At 71.6% G+C, this 15,309-nt stretch carries 11 protein-coding genes; 6 read left to right on the forward strand and 5 right to left on the reverse strand.

Annotated elements, in window-relative coordinates; all coding sequences use genetic code 11:
* Positions 1-9: 9 nt before the first annotated feature.
* The 5 genes from I003_RS0124370 to I003_RS0124390 form a co-directional block, all read right to left on the reverse strand.
* The gene (locus I003_RS0124370) at positions 10-903 is read right to left on the reverse strand and encodes an ABC transporter permease (RefSeq protein ID WP_027773910.1); all 894 of its coding nucleotides are present in this window, start codon (positions 901-903) and stop codon (positions 10-12) included.
* A gap of 1 nt (position 904) precedes the next feature.
* Positions 905-1,849, reverse strand: a complete 945-nt coding sequence (locus I003_RS0124375; RefSeq protein ID WP_027773911.1) for an ABC transporter permease — start codon at positions 1,847-1,849, stop codon at positions 905-907.
* Positions 1,846-3,435: an ABC transporter substrate-binding protein gene (locus I003_RS0124380; protein WP_027773912.1), complete on the reverse strand. Its 1,590-nt coding sequence runs from the start codon at positions 3,433-3,435 to the stop codon at positions 1,846-1,848. The genes I003_RS0124375 and I003_RS0124380 overlap by 4 nt, the downstream gene beginning before the upstream one ends.
* Before the next feature lie 894 nt (positions 3,436-4,329).
* Positions 4,330-4,773: a GNAT family N-acetyltransferase gene (locus tag I003_RS0124385; RefSeq protein WP_027773913.1), complete on the reverse strand. Its 444-nt coding sequence runs from the start codon at positions 4,771-4,773 to the stop codon at positions 4,330-4,332.
* Between the two features lie 84 nt (positions 4,774-4,857).
* Complete coding sequence (locus I003_RS0124390) at positions 4,858-7,377, reverse strand: discoidin domain-containing protein (RefSeq protein ID WP_027773914.1); 2,520 nt, start codon at positions 7,375-7,377, stop codon at positions 4,858-4,860.
* Between the two features lie 242 nt (positions 7,378-7,619).
* Here I003_RS0124390 and I003_RS0124395 point away from each other — a divergent pair, with 242 nt between their 5' ends.
* The 6 genes from I003_RS0124395 to I003_RS37035 all read left to right on the forward strand — a co-directional run bounded on the left by I003_RS0124395 (position 7,620) and on the right by I003_RS37035 (position 15,294).
* Entirely contained in the window at positions 7,620-8,339 is a 720-nt protein-coding gene (locus I003_RS0124395; protein ID WP_027773915.1) for an SDR family oxidoreductase, read from the forward strand.
* A 1,167-nt stretch (positions 8,340-9,506) separates the two neighbouring features.
* Entirely contained in the window at positions 9,507-11,639 is a 2,133-nt protein-coding gene (gene haaT, locus I003_RS35140) for a cyclophane-containing RiPP biosynthesis TPR protein HaaT (protein WP_486584362.1), read from the forward strand.
* A 286-nt stretch (positions 11,640-11,925) separates the two neighbouring features.
* Positions 11,926-12,312 carry a TOBE domain-containing protein gene (locus tag I003_RS0124415; protein ID WP_027773919.1) on the forward strand — a complete coding sequence of 129 codons (387 nt, stop codon included), beginning with the start codon at positions 11,926-11,928 and terminating at the stop codon, positions 12,310-12,312.
* 20 nt (positions 12,313-12,332) lie between these two features.
* Positions 12,333-13,148 (forward strand): molybdate ABC transporter substrate-binding protein, encoded by an 816-nt coding sequence (gene modA, locus I003_RS0124420; protein WP_027773920.1) that lies wholly within the window; start codon positions 12,333-12,335, stop codon positions 13,146-13,148.
* Positions 13,145-14,116 (forward strand): molybdate ABC transporter permease subunit, encoded by a 972-nt coding sequence (modB, locus tag I003_RS37030; RefSeq protein WP_027773921.1) that lies wholly within the window; start codon positions 13,145-13,147, stop codon positions 14,114-14,116. The genes modA and modB overlap by 4 nt, the downstream gene beginning before the upstream one ends.
* A complete protein-coding gene (locus I003_RS37035) occupies positions 14,113-15,294 on the forward strand; it encodes an ABC transporter ATP-binding protein (protein ID WP_486584363.1) in 1,182 nt (393 codons plus the stop codon). The genes modB and I003_RS37035 overlap by 4 nt, the downstream gene beginning before the upstream one ends.
* Positions 15,295-15,309: the final 15 nt, after the last annotated feature.

A 15,309-nucleotide genomic window follows, 5' to 3' on the forward strand; every position in this document is an offset into this window, starting at 1 on the left:
GGCGGGAGTTCACGAGTCGGTGCCGCTGCGGCGCGGGTCGAGGAGGTCGCGCAGGCCGTCGCCGAAGACGTTCAGCGCCAGCACGATGAGGATGATCAGCACCGACGGATAGATCAGCAGCGTGGGCTGGACCTCCAGGAAGTCGCGGCCCGCGCCGACCATCGTGCCGAGCGACGGCAGCGGCGGCTGGGCGCCGAGGCCGAGGAAGCTCAGGCCCGCCTCCATCTGGATCGCGAAGCTCACCGAGAGGCTGAGCTGCACGATCACCGGCGCGGCGACGTTCGGCAGGATCGTGCGCAGCAGGATGGTGCTGCGCCCGGTGCCCATGATCTCGGCGGCCTCGACGTATTCCACGCTGCGGATCGCCAGCACCTGGCTGTAAACGATCCGGGTGAACCGCGGGATGTACAGCACGCCGATGACCATGACGACGTTGACCAGCTCGGGCCCCATCGCGGCGACCACGGCGATGGCCAGCACGATGGGCGGGAAACTGAGCAGGATGTCGATGCCGCGCATGATGATGCCCGACGCCCAGCGCCCCCCGTAGCCGGCGACCAGACCGAGCGCCGTGCCGATGGCGCCGGCGATGAGGACCGCGGAGAGCGCGACGGCCAGCGACGTGCGCAGCCCGATGAGCAGCCGGGAGAGCACGTCGCGCCCGTAGTCGTCGATGCCCAGCGCGCCGCCCTGGGTGAGCGGGGTGCCGGCGATGTCGCGGTAGTCGTGCGGCGCGATCAGCGGGGCGAACAGTGCGGCGAGGCCGACGAGCAGCAGGAAGCCGCCGGCGATGGACGTACGCCGGTTGCTCGCCAGGCCGCGCAGCAGGTGCCGGCCCCCGCGCCGGGGCGGGGTGGCGGCGGTGGGGGGCGCGGCGGGAGTGGTGAGTTCGACGGTCGGCATGTCAGGCTTCCTCCGCCCGCGGGTCGAGGGCTCGTACGACCAGGTCGCCGACGAGGTTGACGAGGATGACGACGGCCGCGACGGCGAGGACGACGGCCTGGATGACGGGGTAGTCGCGCTGCCCGACCGCGCTCATCAGCAGCGAACTCACCCCGGGCCAGCCGAAGATCGTCTCCACCAGCACGGTGCTGCCGATCAGCGTGGTCAGCTCCACCGTCGTCGCGGACGCCACCGGCAGCAGCGCGGTGCGCAGCGCGTGGTCCTTGATCACCCGCTGCTCGGCGAGGCCCTTGGAACGTGCGGTGCGGACGTAGTCCGCGGAGAGCGTCTCCAGCATCGCCGCGCGCGTCATGCGCGTGATGACCGCGCAGGAGGCGGCGGTGAGCGTGACCACCGGGAGGATGAGGATCTGCAGATGGGCCACCGGATCCTGCCAGGGGGTGGTGAAGCGCTGCGGCGGCAGGACCGGCAGGAGGAACGCGAAGACCATCAGCAGCAGCGTGCCGACGACGAACACCGGCAGCGAGATCCCGAAGATCGAGCCGGCGACGAGCGCGTGGTCGGCGGGCTTGTCCGCGCGGGTCGCCGCGACCCGGCCGAGCAGCACGCCGAGGGTGACCGCGATGACCAGCGAGAGAAGCACCAGCTCCAGGGAGTTGCCCAGACGGTTCGGCAGGTCCTGCATCACCGGGCGGCTGCTCATCAGCGAGGTGCCCAGGTCGCCCTGGAAGAGCCGGCCCCAGAAGCCGAGGTACTGGCTGACGAAGGAGTCGTTGAGGTGCATCGTCTCGCGGGTCTGCGCGACCTGCTCCGCGGTGGCGCCCTCGCCGAGCGCGGCGCGCGCCGGATCGCCGGGGATGAGGCGGACGAGGAGGAACACGATGCTGCCGACGGCGAAGAGCTGGAGGGCCGCCTGCGCGAATCTGGTGAGGAGGAACCGTCTCATTTCTTGTCCATCCATATGCGGCGCAGGGTCACTCCGGTCCACGAGCCCTTGGGCGGGTGCCGGTAGCCCTTGACGTAGTCGTAGTGCGCCTCGCCCTGCTGGCGGCGTACGGTCCAGGTCATCGGCACCAGCTCCAGGGCCCGCTGTTCGACGTCCCGGTAGATCTCGTCGCGCAGCGCGCGGTCGCGGGTGCGGCGGCCCTCGGCGAGCAGCCGGTCGAGACGCTCGTCCTTGAAGTCGGTGTTCGCGGTGAACGTGCCGGAACTGGCGAGGAAGTCGCTGAGGGAGGCGGGGTCGCCGAACTTCGGCGCCGTGCCCCAGGAGTGCACCGGGTACGACCTGGCCTCGACGCTGGCCCGGAACGTCAGCCACTCCTGCTGGGTGAGCCGCACGTCCACCCCTGCCTCCCGGATGCCGGGCAGCATGGCCTGGGCGGGGCGGGCGATGACCGAGTACGTGCTGGTGGTGACGACCGGCAGCGTCATCCCCTCCTGGCCGGCCTTCTTGAGCAGGAAGCGGGCCTGCTCGGGGTCGTAGTCCAGGGTGTTGTCGAGAGAGCCGGAGTACCGGGCGAAGGCGGGCGGCATCAGCGCGCCGTCGATCGGCTGGCCGTGGCCGAGGAGCGCGGTCTCCAGCACGGACGGCCGGTTGATCGCCAGCGCGACGGCCTTGCGCACGCGCACGTCGTCGAACGGCGGCTTGCTGGTGACGAAGCCCACGAAGCCGAAGCCGAAGCTGCGGTCCGAGGCGAACCGCAGCCGGGGGTTCTCGCTGATGACGTCGACGTGGGTGGCGGGAACGTAGTCGATCATGTCGACGGTGGCGGTGCGCAGGGCCGTGACGCGGGCGTAGTCGTCGCTCATCGGCTGGAAGATGATGGCGTTGAGATACGGCAGCTCGGGCTCGAAGTACTCGTCGAAGCGCTCGAAGGTGGTGCTCACCCCGGGGATGCGCTCCACGAACCGGAACGGGCCCGTGCCCATGACCTTCGTCTTGGGGTCCACGCCGGACTCGATCCAGCGCCGGGAGACGATGTTCGCGGTGGGGTTGGCGAGGACGAAGGGGATCGTGGAGTCCGCCTGCTGGAGGTGGAAGACGACCCTGGTGGCGTCGGCGGCCTCGACCTCCTCGACCAGATCGAGGAGCGGGCCGGTGGTCGCCGCGGTCTTCTCGTCCATCATGCGGCGGAAGGAGAACGCGACGTCCTTCGTGGTCAGCCGGGACCCGTCGTGGAAGCGGACCCCGGGGCGCAGCTTGACCTCGTACGTCGTGTCGTCCGCCCAGCCGAACTCGGCGGCGAGATCACCGACGATCTCGCCGTCGCCGTCGTACTGGAGCAGCCCGTTGTAGGTGAGCTGCCGCAGCAGGTCCGACGCGGCGCCCGTGGTGACGTGCGGATCGAGGTTGGCCGGGTCCGTGGAGAGCCCGAAGTGGAGCACCCCGCCGCGGCTGGGGCGGCCGGGCCGGGGCGTCACTTCCTCCATGGACGACGGCAGGTTGACCGGACTGCCGCACGCGGCCAGCGCCGCGCTGCCCAGCGCGCCGCCGCCGGCGGCGAGCAGGTGCCGCCTGCTGATTGGTGCCATTGAATATCTCCACACATCGGGGCCAGGGGACGAGCCGTACCGGCGGTGGATCCACCGTGCATGTGGCAGGTATACACGGGGTCCACATGAGGGTCAACGGGTGTGCGGGGTTGAGTGCGGATGAGAACCCGTGGTCAGCACCGGTACGGCAGCCGCCGAGGCGGCCACGGGCCTGCGGTGGCGGCGAGAGCGGCGGCTGCGGGACAGGTGCGGGCCCGGTGCGGACGCGTTCGGGGCCTGGGCCGGGGCGGGCCCGGCCGCCCGCGGCCCTGGGGAGCGGGGAGGCCGCAGGCGGCGTGGGCACGGAGGTGACTGCCGGGCGGTTGACCGCCGGGGAGCGGGGAGCGGGGAGCGGGGAGCGGGGAGCGGGGAGCGGGAGCCGGAGGGGCGTGCGGTGTGCGGCGTGCGGACCCGTGGGACGCGGGACGCGGGCCCCGCGGGCGAGCGCGGGGACCGCGGGACGGCCGGGCCCGGGCCCCGGGGCGGCCGGCTCGCCCCGGGCTCAGGCGTCCGGGCCGTCGACCCGAGAGCCGTGGGCGGGCGTGCCGGGCGAGGGGACGCGGGGCCGCGCGGTCCCGCATGCGAGTGCGCGGGTGGGGCCCAGGACGGGCGGCGACCCGGGCTCAGGCGTCCGGGGCGTCAGGCCGGGAGGTGGGTGCGGGGTCCGTGAACAGCTCTGGGTGTGCGCTGCCCCAGGTCACGGCGGCGTGGGAGAGGCCCGCTTCCCGGGAGTGGGTGGCGGGGGACGTCCACGCCGACGTCACCCGAGGAGGCCGGCCGGCGGCTCGGTGGGCATACCGATCCGGAAGATCCGCGTCTCCCCGCCGTAGCCGTCGGCGTCGGGTCACGTTGGCGGCCAGCCAGCGGCCGTCCGGTGACGACTGCCCGGTGTGCCTAGCGGGCCAGCCTCATGTCGATCCAGGGGACGGTCTCGCCCGGCAGCACGTAGCGCTCCTTCTCGACGAAGCCGTGCTTGCGCGCGAACTGCAGCCCGCTGTCGTTCGACGACAGCACCACGGTCTCGACCTGCTCCGCGCCCAGCTCCCACGCCTTGTACAGTCCGCGCACCAGCAGCTCCGAGCCGATGCCCTTGCGGCGGTAGTCGGCCAGGACACGGGCGATGACGATGGCGGTGCGGGTGTCGTCCCCGGGCGGGCGCACGGTGCTGGAGCCGGCGAGGGCGCCGCCGAGGTAGGCGACCTCCAGGTGGTGACGACGTGCGCGGTCCCGCACGTCGTCCAGGGACAACTGAGTGGTGGGGATGGTCACGTTGTGGACGTGGAGCCAGTCCCGCAGCGCGTCGTCGTCAGCGGGCTGCATGAAGCGGAGATCGGACACCCCGGTAGCCAACCCCCCGGACGGTATGCGCGTCAACTTCCGTGACGGCGGCGGTTGTTCCGTGCTCACCACCCGCGGTCCGCCCTACGCGGCGCCTTCGGGCGGCAGGATCGTGGCCGCCGCGGCGGGCAGGTCGACGGTCGCGGTGCGGTCGGCGGTGCGCACCCGCGTCCGCACCTCCGCGTCCGAGAGGTTGAAGACGGCGAGGTAGCCGTCCGCGAGCGCGGCGGACACGCCCGGGGTGTCGGTGGCCGGCGGCGCGGCGGCGGCCAGGGCGCGGGTGCGGGGGGCGCGCTGGGCGGGGTAGGCCACGACCGTCAGGGGCGCGGGCGCGCCGGGGGCGAGGGTGACGGACGTGGCCGTCACGCGGATCGGGGTGCTCGTGCCGTGGACGACGAAACCGGCCCGGTCCTCGACGTTCAGCCAGTTCCCCGCGAAGGAGTGGGCCGGCGGCACCGCCGCCGCGTCCCGCCAGTCGGTGCCGTCGGCGGACACCTGCACCCGGTACTCCGCGCCGTACGCCGACTCCCACCCCAGCCGCACCCGGTCCACCCGGTGCTCCGCACCCAGGTCCACCGCCAGCCAGCTATCCGCCCGCGAACGCTCCTCCCGGGACACCGCCCAGCGGGTGGCGGAGTCGCCGTCCGTGGCGTTCCCCGGCGGGTACGCGGGGTCGGCCGACGACGCGGTGACGGGACGGCCGCGGGCCAGGTCGGTGCCGGGGCCGGGCTCGGCACCGGGGGCGTACGCCTCGACGTGCCAGAGGGAGTAGCCGTACTGCGTCGCGGGCCGGGCGCCGAGTATCCGTATGTGCCGCGCCGTGACGGCCGGGAAGCGCACCTCGTCCGCCCCGCCGTCGCCGCCGTCGGGCGTCAGGGTGACGGAGCCGCCCGGGCCGTGGAACGTACGGTCGCCGTCGAGGCCGGGTACGCCCGGCATGTCCAGCGTGTGCAGCCGCAGCCGCCCCTCGTCGGCGGCGAGGCCGGACGTGGCGTACACGACCGCGCCGGTGGGCAGCGTCGCGTAGCCGGCGGCGCCCGCCGCGAAGCGCAGCACCGTGGCCGAGCCGTCGAAGCCGTCGCCGGCCCGCGTGTAGCGGGCGACGCTGCGGCCCGTGACCGCGAGCCCGGTGCCCGGCAGGAACGCGGGCGCGGCGCCGGTGACGTCGAAGAGCCAGTCGTCGTGCCCGGGCAGGAACGCGAACTTCACGTGCCCCGCCTTGCTCACCGCCATCGCCAGTGCCCGCGCCGACTGGTGGGCGACCAGGCCGACTTCGGCGCCGTAGTCCGTCGCCCCGGTCACGTGCGCCCAGTAACGGGGCTCGCTCACCGGCCGGACGTCGCCGTGCAGGCGGTCGCGCCAGGCGTGCAGCAGATATGCGGTCGCCACCTCCGCGCGCGCCTCCGGCTCGTACTTCGGCTCCCCGCTGAACTTCGTCAGCCGGTTCTCCGGCGGGTACGCCAGATACGGCTCCAGGTGCGCGGCGAGCATCCGCTCGGAGCGGGCGGCATACGGGTCGGCCTGACCCATCCGGCGCCAGGTCAGGGGGAGCACGTCGCGGCCGTAGAGGTGGTAGCGGTCGTTGACCATGGGGTGCGAGGACAGCCCGGCGGCGGTGCCGAGGTGGGTCATCGTGTGCCAGAGGCCGGCGGCGTTGGGCTGTGCGACGAGGACGTCGGGCAGCGGGGCGCCGGCGATGAGGAAGTGGAGGGCGTTGCGTCCGGGGTACGCGCCGGTGGACTGCTGGTACATGGGCGCGTAGGTGCCGTGGTTCTCCACCACGTGGCTCTCGTACATGTTCTGCGCCGTGTTCCATTCGGACACCGGACGGCCGTCGAGCAGGGTGTCGTTCTCGCGGTCCGCGGAGGGCAGGCCGGTCATGTTCGAGAGCCACCTGGTCAGCCACTCCCGCCAGGCGCCGGCGTCCGGGTGGTCCGGGTGGTACGCGAGCCCCGTGGCCAGCGGCATGGACTTCGCGCCCATCTCCTCGATCTTCGAGTCCCCCCGGTGCCCGCCGGTGAGTCCGTTGGACGACCACCCGCCGCTGCGCGGGTCCTCACCGGCGCCGAGGCCCGCGACGTACTGCGCGCCGCCGACGGCGACGGCGTCGACGTGCGCGCGGGTGGCGGCGTCGAGGTCGTCCCAGAGCAGCCGGGCGGCGGCGACGAAGTACGACTCGAACGTCCCGTCCCAGAACACCCGCCCGCCCCACTCGTAACCGCCGCCGCCCCAGGTCGCGCCGGTGGCCCAGAAGTTGGTGGCGGCGAAGTGCCGGATGGTCCGCAGGGTGTGGTCGGCGAGGGTCTCGCGGTCGACGCCGGCGAGGTCCGCGTCGTACGTGCCGTGGGTGAGCAGCACCGCGTTGCCGAGGACGCTGACGAAGCCGAAGTCGGCGAGCGGGTACCGGCCGGCGGCGTCGTCCCACTGCGTCTCGACCCAGCGGGTGTGGCGCAGGAGGAGCCGGTGGTAGAGAAGGGCCTCGGGACTCTGCGCGGCGGGGGCGGCAGCGGCGCCGCCGGCCGGCCCGGCCAGGACGAGTCCGGCGGCGGTGGCCCCGCCCGCGAGCAGAAACCGCCTGCGCGGAAAGGGAGTCGGGGTCGCCATTGCGGGGTGCCTCCCGTCGCCGCGGATCGGCCCCGACTGTAACCCCTGGCGACGCCGGGGAACAGATCACGGCGGCCCCGGGGGAGGACGAGGGGCGCCGTGCTGAGCGTGCACTCCCTCCCCGTGCGGGTGCAGTCCGCGCCCTGCGCGTCGCTGGTCCGCCCGCTCCCCACCCGGCGCCGTAGGTCGTCGGCCACTAAGCGTTCCGCGCGGGCGGCGGGGCACCGGATAGGGTCCCGCGCATGCTGCTGAACGGTAAAACGGCGCTGGTGACGGGTGGTTCGCGGGGCATCGGGCGGGCGATCGTGACCCGGCTGGCGCGCGACGGCGCGCGGGTGGTCTTCACGTACAAGGAGAACGAGACGGCGGCGGCCGAGGTCGTACGCGACGTCCCGGGCACGGAGGCGGTCCGCGCCGACCAGGAGCAACCGGACGCCCTCGCGCACGCCTTCGCCCCGGTCCACGACGGGCTCGACATCCTGGTCAACAACGCGGCGGTCAACCCGCGGATCCCGCTGGCGGAGCTGACCGCGGAGGAGTTCGACCGGGTGCTGACGGCGAACGCGCGGTTCGGCGCGCTGGCGATGCGCGAGGCGGCGGCCCTGATGCCGGACGGCGGCCGGATCGTGAACATCTCCACCCTCAACACGGTGGTCCCGGCCCCGGGCCACGCGCTGTACTGCGCGAGCAAGGCGGTGCTGGAGCAGTTCACGCAGGTCGCCGCCCGGGAACTGGGCCCCCGCGGCATCACGGTCAACACCGTCTCCCCCGGCGCCACGGAAACGGACCTCCTGCGCGCCACGAACCCCCCGGAGGCCCTCACCCGCACGGCGGCCATGACGGCACTCCAGCGGCTGGGGAGCCCGCAGGACATCGCCGCGGTGGTGTCGTTCCTGACGGGCCCGGACGCCGCGTGGATCACCGGCCAGAACCTCCGCGCCACCGGCGGCCTGCTGGTCTGAGCGAACGCAACGTGGCATAGGTCCGGGCAAGGGATCGCGATTCCCAGTCTCGCTCTCCCGGTGAGGGTGTCCGTGTAAGAGTTCGTCGCCCTCGGCCGCAGTAGGCCGGGTACCGCGTGCAGACGGACACCTTGGGCGCTGAGGCCGCCGCCCCGGACGCTTCTCACCCACCGCAGTACGTTGCGGCACCCGCCAAGAAGGTGAGGGCTGTCATCTGAGGGGCGGAGAAGTGGCGCGGTTCAGCGGGGGCATTGACGGGCCCCACGAGGGCGGTGAACCCCCTTGCGGCTCAGAGTCTGGTGTGGGCGGTGCCGGTCCCTGCTGTCACGGAACAGGTTGCGCTGGTGCTACGCGCGTGGTCGGAGCCCAGTGGACGCGGGGCCGATCGCTGAGGCTGGCTGTGCCGATCGCAGGGACGACTTCCAAGTGTGCGCTTCCGAGTCGGTGACCAACCCCTTAATGCAGGGACTTCCCGGGCCGCCAGTTCCGGGTACACGTCACCGTCGAGGCTTCCCTTGCTGGGCGAGTCCACGACCCCGACGACGTACCTGCGCACCCGCGCCGTCTCGTAACAACGGACGACCACGGCATAGGTCATGAACATCGTCGACGCCTTGCCAACGAGGTCGAACTTCGACCGCAGGGCCACCGCAAGATCGTTCGAGCATCGTTCACGGGCCTCGGTGCCGCCCCTCGCCAGAGCAGCACATGAAACCGCCCCTTCGAGAGGTCGGCGCCGGCTTGATCGTTCATGCGTCGTATTTATGGCCGCCTTGACCCACCGGACTCTCGGACTGATCTTCCCAGACCGGCAAGGCGCGCGCTAGATTTGCCATGCGGAATCGAAGTACTGCCGACCACCGCCTATCCGCAGGCCAGTTGCGAGACAGGAGAGGTCTGTAACTTTGAGGGCTAGCTGCGTGGGGGGTTTACTTGAACCCACAGCATGACCGTGTTCATCAGCAGCGCGCCGTGACCGAGACGATGTGCCGATGAGATCCCGTCGAGAGGTACGACTGGGCGTCGTTGCAGGTGGCGGTGCCGCCATCACTCTGCTGGTCGGTTTGGTCACCAACGCGGTGTCGGAAACCGAACGGTGGCCCTCGTGGCTAGGTTGGTTACAGGACCATCCCTGGTTGTCATTCGTGATCCTTGGGGCGGTCATGGTTGGCTTCACGGCACTGCTGGCTGCACTCGGGGATTAGCGACGCATCCGGCAGCGCGATCACTGGAAGCGTTGGTACCGAGTCGCTCGTCCGCCCGGAAGCTGCCTCACGTCTCGCCGGCGCCGCGTTGGTACTGCGTTCGCTGCCCCGTCCTACAGGCGCTTTCACCAACCGCACCGCAGAACTTGATCGCCTGATCCGTGCAGTCGAGACCGCGCTGCGCGCTTCCGACCCCCTCCCTGTGCACGTCATCGATGGAATGCCCGGCGTCGGCAAGACGGCATTTGCCGTGCAAGCAGGTTACGCGCTCGCCGAGCGGTTCCCTGACGGCCAACTCTTCGTCAATCTCAACGGACACACACCCGGCCGAAGCCCCGTCCAGCCATCCGAAGCTCTTGCTTCGTTGCTGGCCGCTACCGGAGTACCGACGCAGCAGATACCGGTCGGGGACGATGTCGGGGCAGTCACCGAGGCACGGGCGGCACTGTGGCGTGGGCAACTGGCGGACCGCAAGGTGCTGCTTATTCTCGACAATGCAGCAAGCTATCGACAGTTGGAGCCGTTGCTGCCCGGAGGCAGCGGTTGCCTGGTGTTGGTGACCAGCCGTCGTCGTCTGGCGGCGCACGAGGAGGTCCTCGTGTCCGTGGAGGCGTTGCCGGCAAGCTACGCAATCGACCTGTTCACCCGTCTCAGCGGCCGTCCGGAAGAGAGCCTCGACCAGGCAGTCCTAGCCGAGTTGGTGACATTGTGCGGCCACCTTCCGCTGGGAATTTCCCTCCTAGCCGCACGTCTGCGAAACCACCCGACATGGGAAGTTGAAGACCTTCGTGACCGGTTGACTCAAACCCGTGACCGGTTGGGAGAGCTGCGTGCCGGCGAACGTGCTGTAGATGCCACCTTTGAGCTCTCCCACCGCGACCTGCCTGCCGAGCGGCAGCGCTTCTTTCGGAATCTCGGACTCTTTCCAGGCACGGACATCGATGCATACGTCGCTGCGGCCCTGGACACCATTTCAGTGGTACAGGCGCGTCGCCATTTGGACGCGCTCTACGACGACCATCTGATCGACGAGCACCCGGGCAACCGCTATCGACTGCATGATCTGCTCCGTGATTACGCTCGGGCCCTCGCCGACGAGGGGGAGGAAATGGATCAGGTGCAGGCTGTCGAACGGGTGAGTCGCTACTATCTTGCGGCCCTGAGCCGCGCAAATGAGCATCTTGCACGTCGCGATGCATCCGATGACGCGCCCTCCCGGCCAAACCCTGCAGGAGGGCAGCGGGCAGAGCTGCCGAATTTGGACACTCGAGCGCGTGCCCTGGGCTGGTTGGAGGATGAGCGCGCGAACGTTCTCGCCTGCTTCGAGCGTGCCAGTAACCTGACTCTCGACAGTATCGTCACTCAACTCGCGGCAGCGATGGCGCCCTTCCTGCGCCAAGCTGGCCCCTGGGATCAGGCCGTCGGTGTTCATCGTGTTGCGGCCAACTCGGCCCACAACACTGGTGATCGCCGGGGGAAGGCTGACGCTCTTACCGAACTCGGTGTCGTACAACGGTTCATGGCTAACTACCGGCAGGCAGCACAGACACTGACCGACGCAGTCGACCTATACGACGATGTCGGCGATCGCCGAGGCAAAGCAGCGGCTCTGAACCAGCTGGGTATCGTCTGGTACCTGACTGCGGACAACGACGATGCTGCTCAGGCCCAAAGCGAGGCGCTGGAGATCTGTAGGGAACTAGGTGACAAACTCGGTCAGGCGAATGCGCTCGCAGACCTTGGGATGGTGCGTCGTCAGACGAGCCGGTTCGACGCGGCTGTCGAGGCCCAAGGCGAGGCGCTGGCTATCTATCGCGAGCTGGGAGACAGCTATGGTGAAGCCAACGCACTGCGCGACCTGGGACAGGTTCACTGCCTGATGGGTCGGTACGGGCAGGCTGCTGGACAGCAGCAGGAGGCGTATAACATCTATGCCAGTCTTGGCGATCGGGTTCACCAGGCGTATGCCCTCAACGAGTTGGCTGCCGTCCGCCGGCTTACCGGCGACTATCGGGCGGCGCACGAAGGGCACACCCAAGCCCTCGATACGTACATAGAGCTGGGAGATCGCTTCGGCAAGGCAAACAGTATGTAAGCGGACAGCTGCGGAGCACCTTTAGCCCGGAACGCAGGCGAGTGCCGCCCTTGTGACTGACCGTCAGCTCCCTGCGCCGGAAGCCGGCAGGCGCCGTCCACGCGGATGGTCGATGCCGCTGACGTAGCGCGCTCCGCAGTGGTCTGGGGGAGCACAAGATGCGGGTCCGCGTGCTCCGTATTCGCAGGAGCCGTAGAACGCACATGCTAGATGATTTCTCAGATCGGTAGGCTTGTGCGAAGCCATCAGTGACTTACCTTCGCAGATGCGGCATTATCATCGGTGCATGCACACGTACCGGATGGGAGACGCCGCCGCCCTGCTCGGTGTCAGCGCCGACACCGTCAGACGGCTGGTCGACGCCGGAAAGCTGACCGCCGAGCGCGACGAGGCGGGGCGCAGGATCATTCCCGGGCCGGCGCTCGCCGCGTACGCCCGGGAGATGCGCCGGGCGGAGCGGGAGTCCACCGGGTCCTCCGCCCGCAACCGCTTCGCCGGGATCGTCACCGACGTGCACATGGGGGACGTCTCGGCGCAGGTGGAGATTCAGGCCGGGCCGTTCCGGGTGGTGTCCATGGTCAGCCGGGAGTCGGCGGAGGAACTGGAGCTGGCGCCGGGTGTGCCGGCCGTGGCAGTGATCAAGTCGACGAACGTGGTCGTCGAGAGACCGTAGCCGTCAGGGGGAGTGGACCTGTGAGGACCCGCAGCAACCGTCCCGCGATTCCGGTGGCGGGTACGGCCGCCGCCGCTCTGCTGGCGCTGAGCGCCTGCTCCGGCTCGGGTTCCGGCGACGACGGCGGCGCCCGCTCCGGCGGCTCCGCGTCCGGCGAGCTGTCCGGCGAGGTCACCGTCTTCGCCGCCGCGTCGCTCACCGAGAGCTTCGAGAAGCTCGGCGAGCAGTTCGAGAGGAACCACCCCGCTGCGGAGGTGACGTTCAGCTTCGGCGGCAGCGACGCCCTGGCCGCGAGCATCACCGGCGGCGCCCCGGCCGACGTCTTCGCCTCCGCCAGTTCCACGACCATGGACATCGTCGCGGACGCCGGCGCCGCCGCGGGCACCCCCGGGACCTTCGCCCGCAACCGGCTGGAGATCGCCACCCTCCCCGGCAACCCGGAGGGCATCGCCTCGCTGGAGGACCTCACCGGCGGCGGCCTGAAGGTCGTGCTCTGCGACGAGGCGGTGCCCTGCGGCGCCGCCGCGCGGAAGGCCCTGGACGCCGGCGCGCTGAAGCTCACCCCGGTGTCGTACGAGGAGGACGTCAAGTCCGCCCTCAACAAGGTGGTGCTGAAGGAGGCCGACGCCGCGGTCGTCTACCGGACCGATGTGCGGGCCGCCGGCGGCAAGGTCGAGGGCGTGGACTTCCCCGAGTCCGCCGACGCGATCAACGACTACCCGATCACGCTGCTCAGGGAGGCGCCGAACGCCGACGCCGCCGGGGCGTTCGTCGACCTGGTGCGGTCGGCCGAGGGGCAGAAGACGCTGACCGGGGCCGGGTTCCTCACGCCATGACGCCTCCCTCCGCCACGGGCGGCGGGCGCCGCGCGACGGACCTTCTGACCGGCGGCCCCGGGCGGCCCGCCCCGACCGGGACCGGGCCCGGCGGGCGAGGCGGGAAGCTCCGCGGACGAGGCGGGAACGGGCTCCGCCGGCCTCGCGGCGACAGATCCCGCGGGCCACGCGGGAACGGGCTCCGGGTGGGCGCGGGTGCGCCGCTGCCCCTGCTCGTACCGGCCCTGCTCGGGCTCGTTTTCCTGGTCCTCCCGCTCCTCGCCCTCCTGCTCCGTGCCCCGTGGAGCAGCATGCCGGAGCTGCTGACCAGCACCGAGGTGTGGCAGGCGCTGCGGCTCTCGCTGGTCTGCGCGACGGCGGCGACGGCGCTGAGCCTGGTCGTCGGGGTGCCGCTGGCGTGGCTGCTGGCGCGCGTGGAGTTCCGGGGGCGCGGGCTCGTACGGGCGCTGGTGACGCTGCCGTTGGTGCTGCCGCCGGTGGTCGGGGGCGTGGCTCTGCTGATGGCGCTGGGGCGCAACGGGGTCGTGGGGCGGTGGCTGGACGACTGGTTCGGGGTCACCCTGCCGTTCACCACCGCGGGCGTGGTGGTCGCCGAGGCGTTCGTCGCGATGCCGTTCCTCGTCATCGCCGTCGAGGGCACGCTACGGGCCGCGGACCCCCGCTACGAGGAGGCCGCCGCCACCCTCGGCGCCTCCCGCTTCACGGCCTTCCGCCGCGTCACCCTGCCGCTCGTCGCGCCGGGCATCGCGGCCGGGGCGGTGCTGGCGTGGGCGCGGGCGCTGGGCGAGTTCGGCGCCACGATCACGTTCGCGGGCAACTTTCCGGGGCGTACGCAGACGATGCCGCTGTCCGTCTATCTCGCGCTGCAGAGCGACCCGGAGGCGGCGATCGCGCTGAGCCTGGTGCTGCTGGCCGTGTCGGTGGCGGTGCTGGCGGGGCTACGGGACCGATGGATGACCTCGGCATGAGCGACGCATCGGCACGCACGGGCCCCGCCGCGGAACCGGCACGCACGGACCCCGCAGCGGCATCGGCACGCACGGACCGGGGAAACGCATCGACGCGCACGGACCACGAAGGCGCATCGGGGCCCGCCGGCACGGCAGCGGAAGGGCTCGACGCCCGGCTCGTCGTCGAGCGCGGCGCCTTCCGGCTCGACATCGCCCTCAGCGCACGCCCCGGCGACGTCGTCGCGCTCCTCGGCCCCAACGGCGCCGGCAAGACCACCGCCCTGCGCGCCCTCGCCGGCCTCGTCCCGCTCACCGACGGGCATCTGCGCCTGGACGCCGCGGAGTGGGACCGTACGCCCCCGGAGGGCCGGCCGGTCGGGGTCGTCTTCCAGGACTATCTGCTCTTCCCGCACCTCAGCGCGCTGGACAACGTCGCCTTCGGGCCGCGCTGCCACGGTGCCACCAAGGCCGAGGCGCGCGCCGAGGCCGCCGCGTGGCTGGAGCGGATGGACCTCGCGGAGTATGCCGCCGCCAAGCCCCGCCGGCTCTCGGGCGGCCAGGCTCAGCGCGTCGCACTCGCCCGCGCCCTGGCCACCCGCCCCCGGCTGCTGCTCCTCGACGAACCGCTCGCCGCCCTCGACGCCCGTACCCGCCTCGACGTCCGTGCCCGGCTCCGCCGCCACCTCGCCGGCTTCGAGGCCGTCGCCGTGCTCGTCACCCACGACCCGCTGGACGCGATGGTGCTGGCCGACCGTCTCGTGGTCATCGAGGACGGCCGCATCGTGCAGGAGGGCGCCCCCACCGACATCGCGCGCCACCCGCGCACCGACTACATCGCCCACCTCGTGGGCCTCAACCTCTACCGGGGCCGGGCCCGCGGGCACACCGTGGACCTCGACGACGGTCCGTCGATCACCACCGCCGACGACCTCACCGGACCGGCCTTCGTGGCCTTCCCGCCCAGCGCCGTGACCCTGCACCGGGACCGTCCCACCGGCTCCAGCGCGCGCAACCTCTGGCGCTGCGCGGTCGCCGGCCTCGAAACCCACGCGGACCGGATCCGCGCGGAACTCACCGGCGAACTCCCCCTGGCGGCCGACCTGACCACCACGGCCGCCGCGGAACTCGACCTCCACCCGGGCGCCGCCGTCTGGGCGGCCGTCAAGGCGACCCAGACCCGCGCCTACCCGGCCTGACCCCCGGTCCGGCCG

It is taken from the genome of Streptomyces sp. CNQ329 (genome assembly GCF_000482585.1).

Coding starts and splice junctions, on each gene's coding strand:
- I003_RS0124370 (WP_027773910.1), bottom strand. CDS start 903: ATGCCGACCGTCGAACTCACCACTCCCGCCGCGCCCCCCACCGCCGCC.
- I003_RS0124375 (WP_027773911.1), bottom strand. CDS start 1,849: ATGAGACGGTTCCTCCTCACCAGATTCGCGCAGGCGGCCCTCCAGCTC.
- I003_RS0124380 (WP_027773912.1), bottom strand. CDS start 3,435: ATGGCACCAATCAGCAGGCGGCACCTGCTCGCCGCCGGCGGCGGCGCG.
- I003_RS0124390 (WP_027773914.1), bottom strand. CDS start 7,377: ATGGCGACCCCGACTCCCTTTCCGCGCAGGCGGTTTCTGCTCGCGGGC.
- I003_RS0124395 (WP_027773915.1), top strand. CDS start 7,620: ATGCTGCTGAACGGTAAAACGGCGCTGGTGACGGGTGGTTCGCGGGGC.
- I003_RS0124415 (WP_027773919.1), top strand. CDS start 11,926: ATGCACACGTACCGGATGGGAGACGCCGCCGCCCTGCTCGGTGTCAGC.
- modB (WP_027773921.1), top strand. CDS start 13,145: ATGACGCCTCCCTCCGCCACGGGCGGCGGGCGCCGCGCGACGGACCTT.
- I003_RS37035 (WP_486584363.1), top strand. CDS start 14,113: ATGAGCGACGCATCGGCACGCACGGGCCCCGCCGCGGAACCGGCACGC.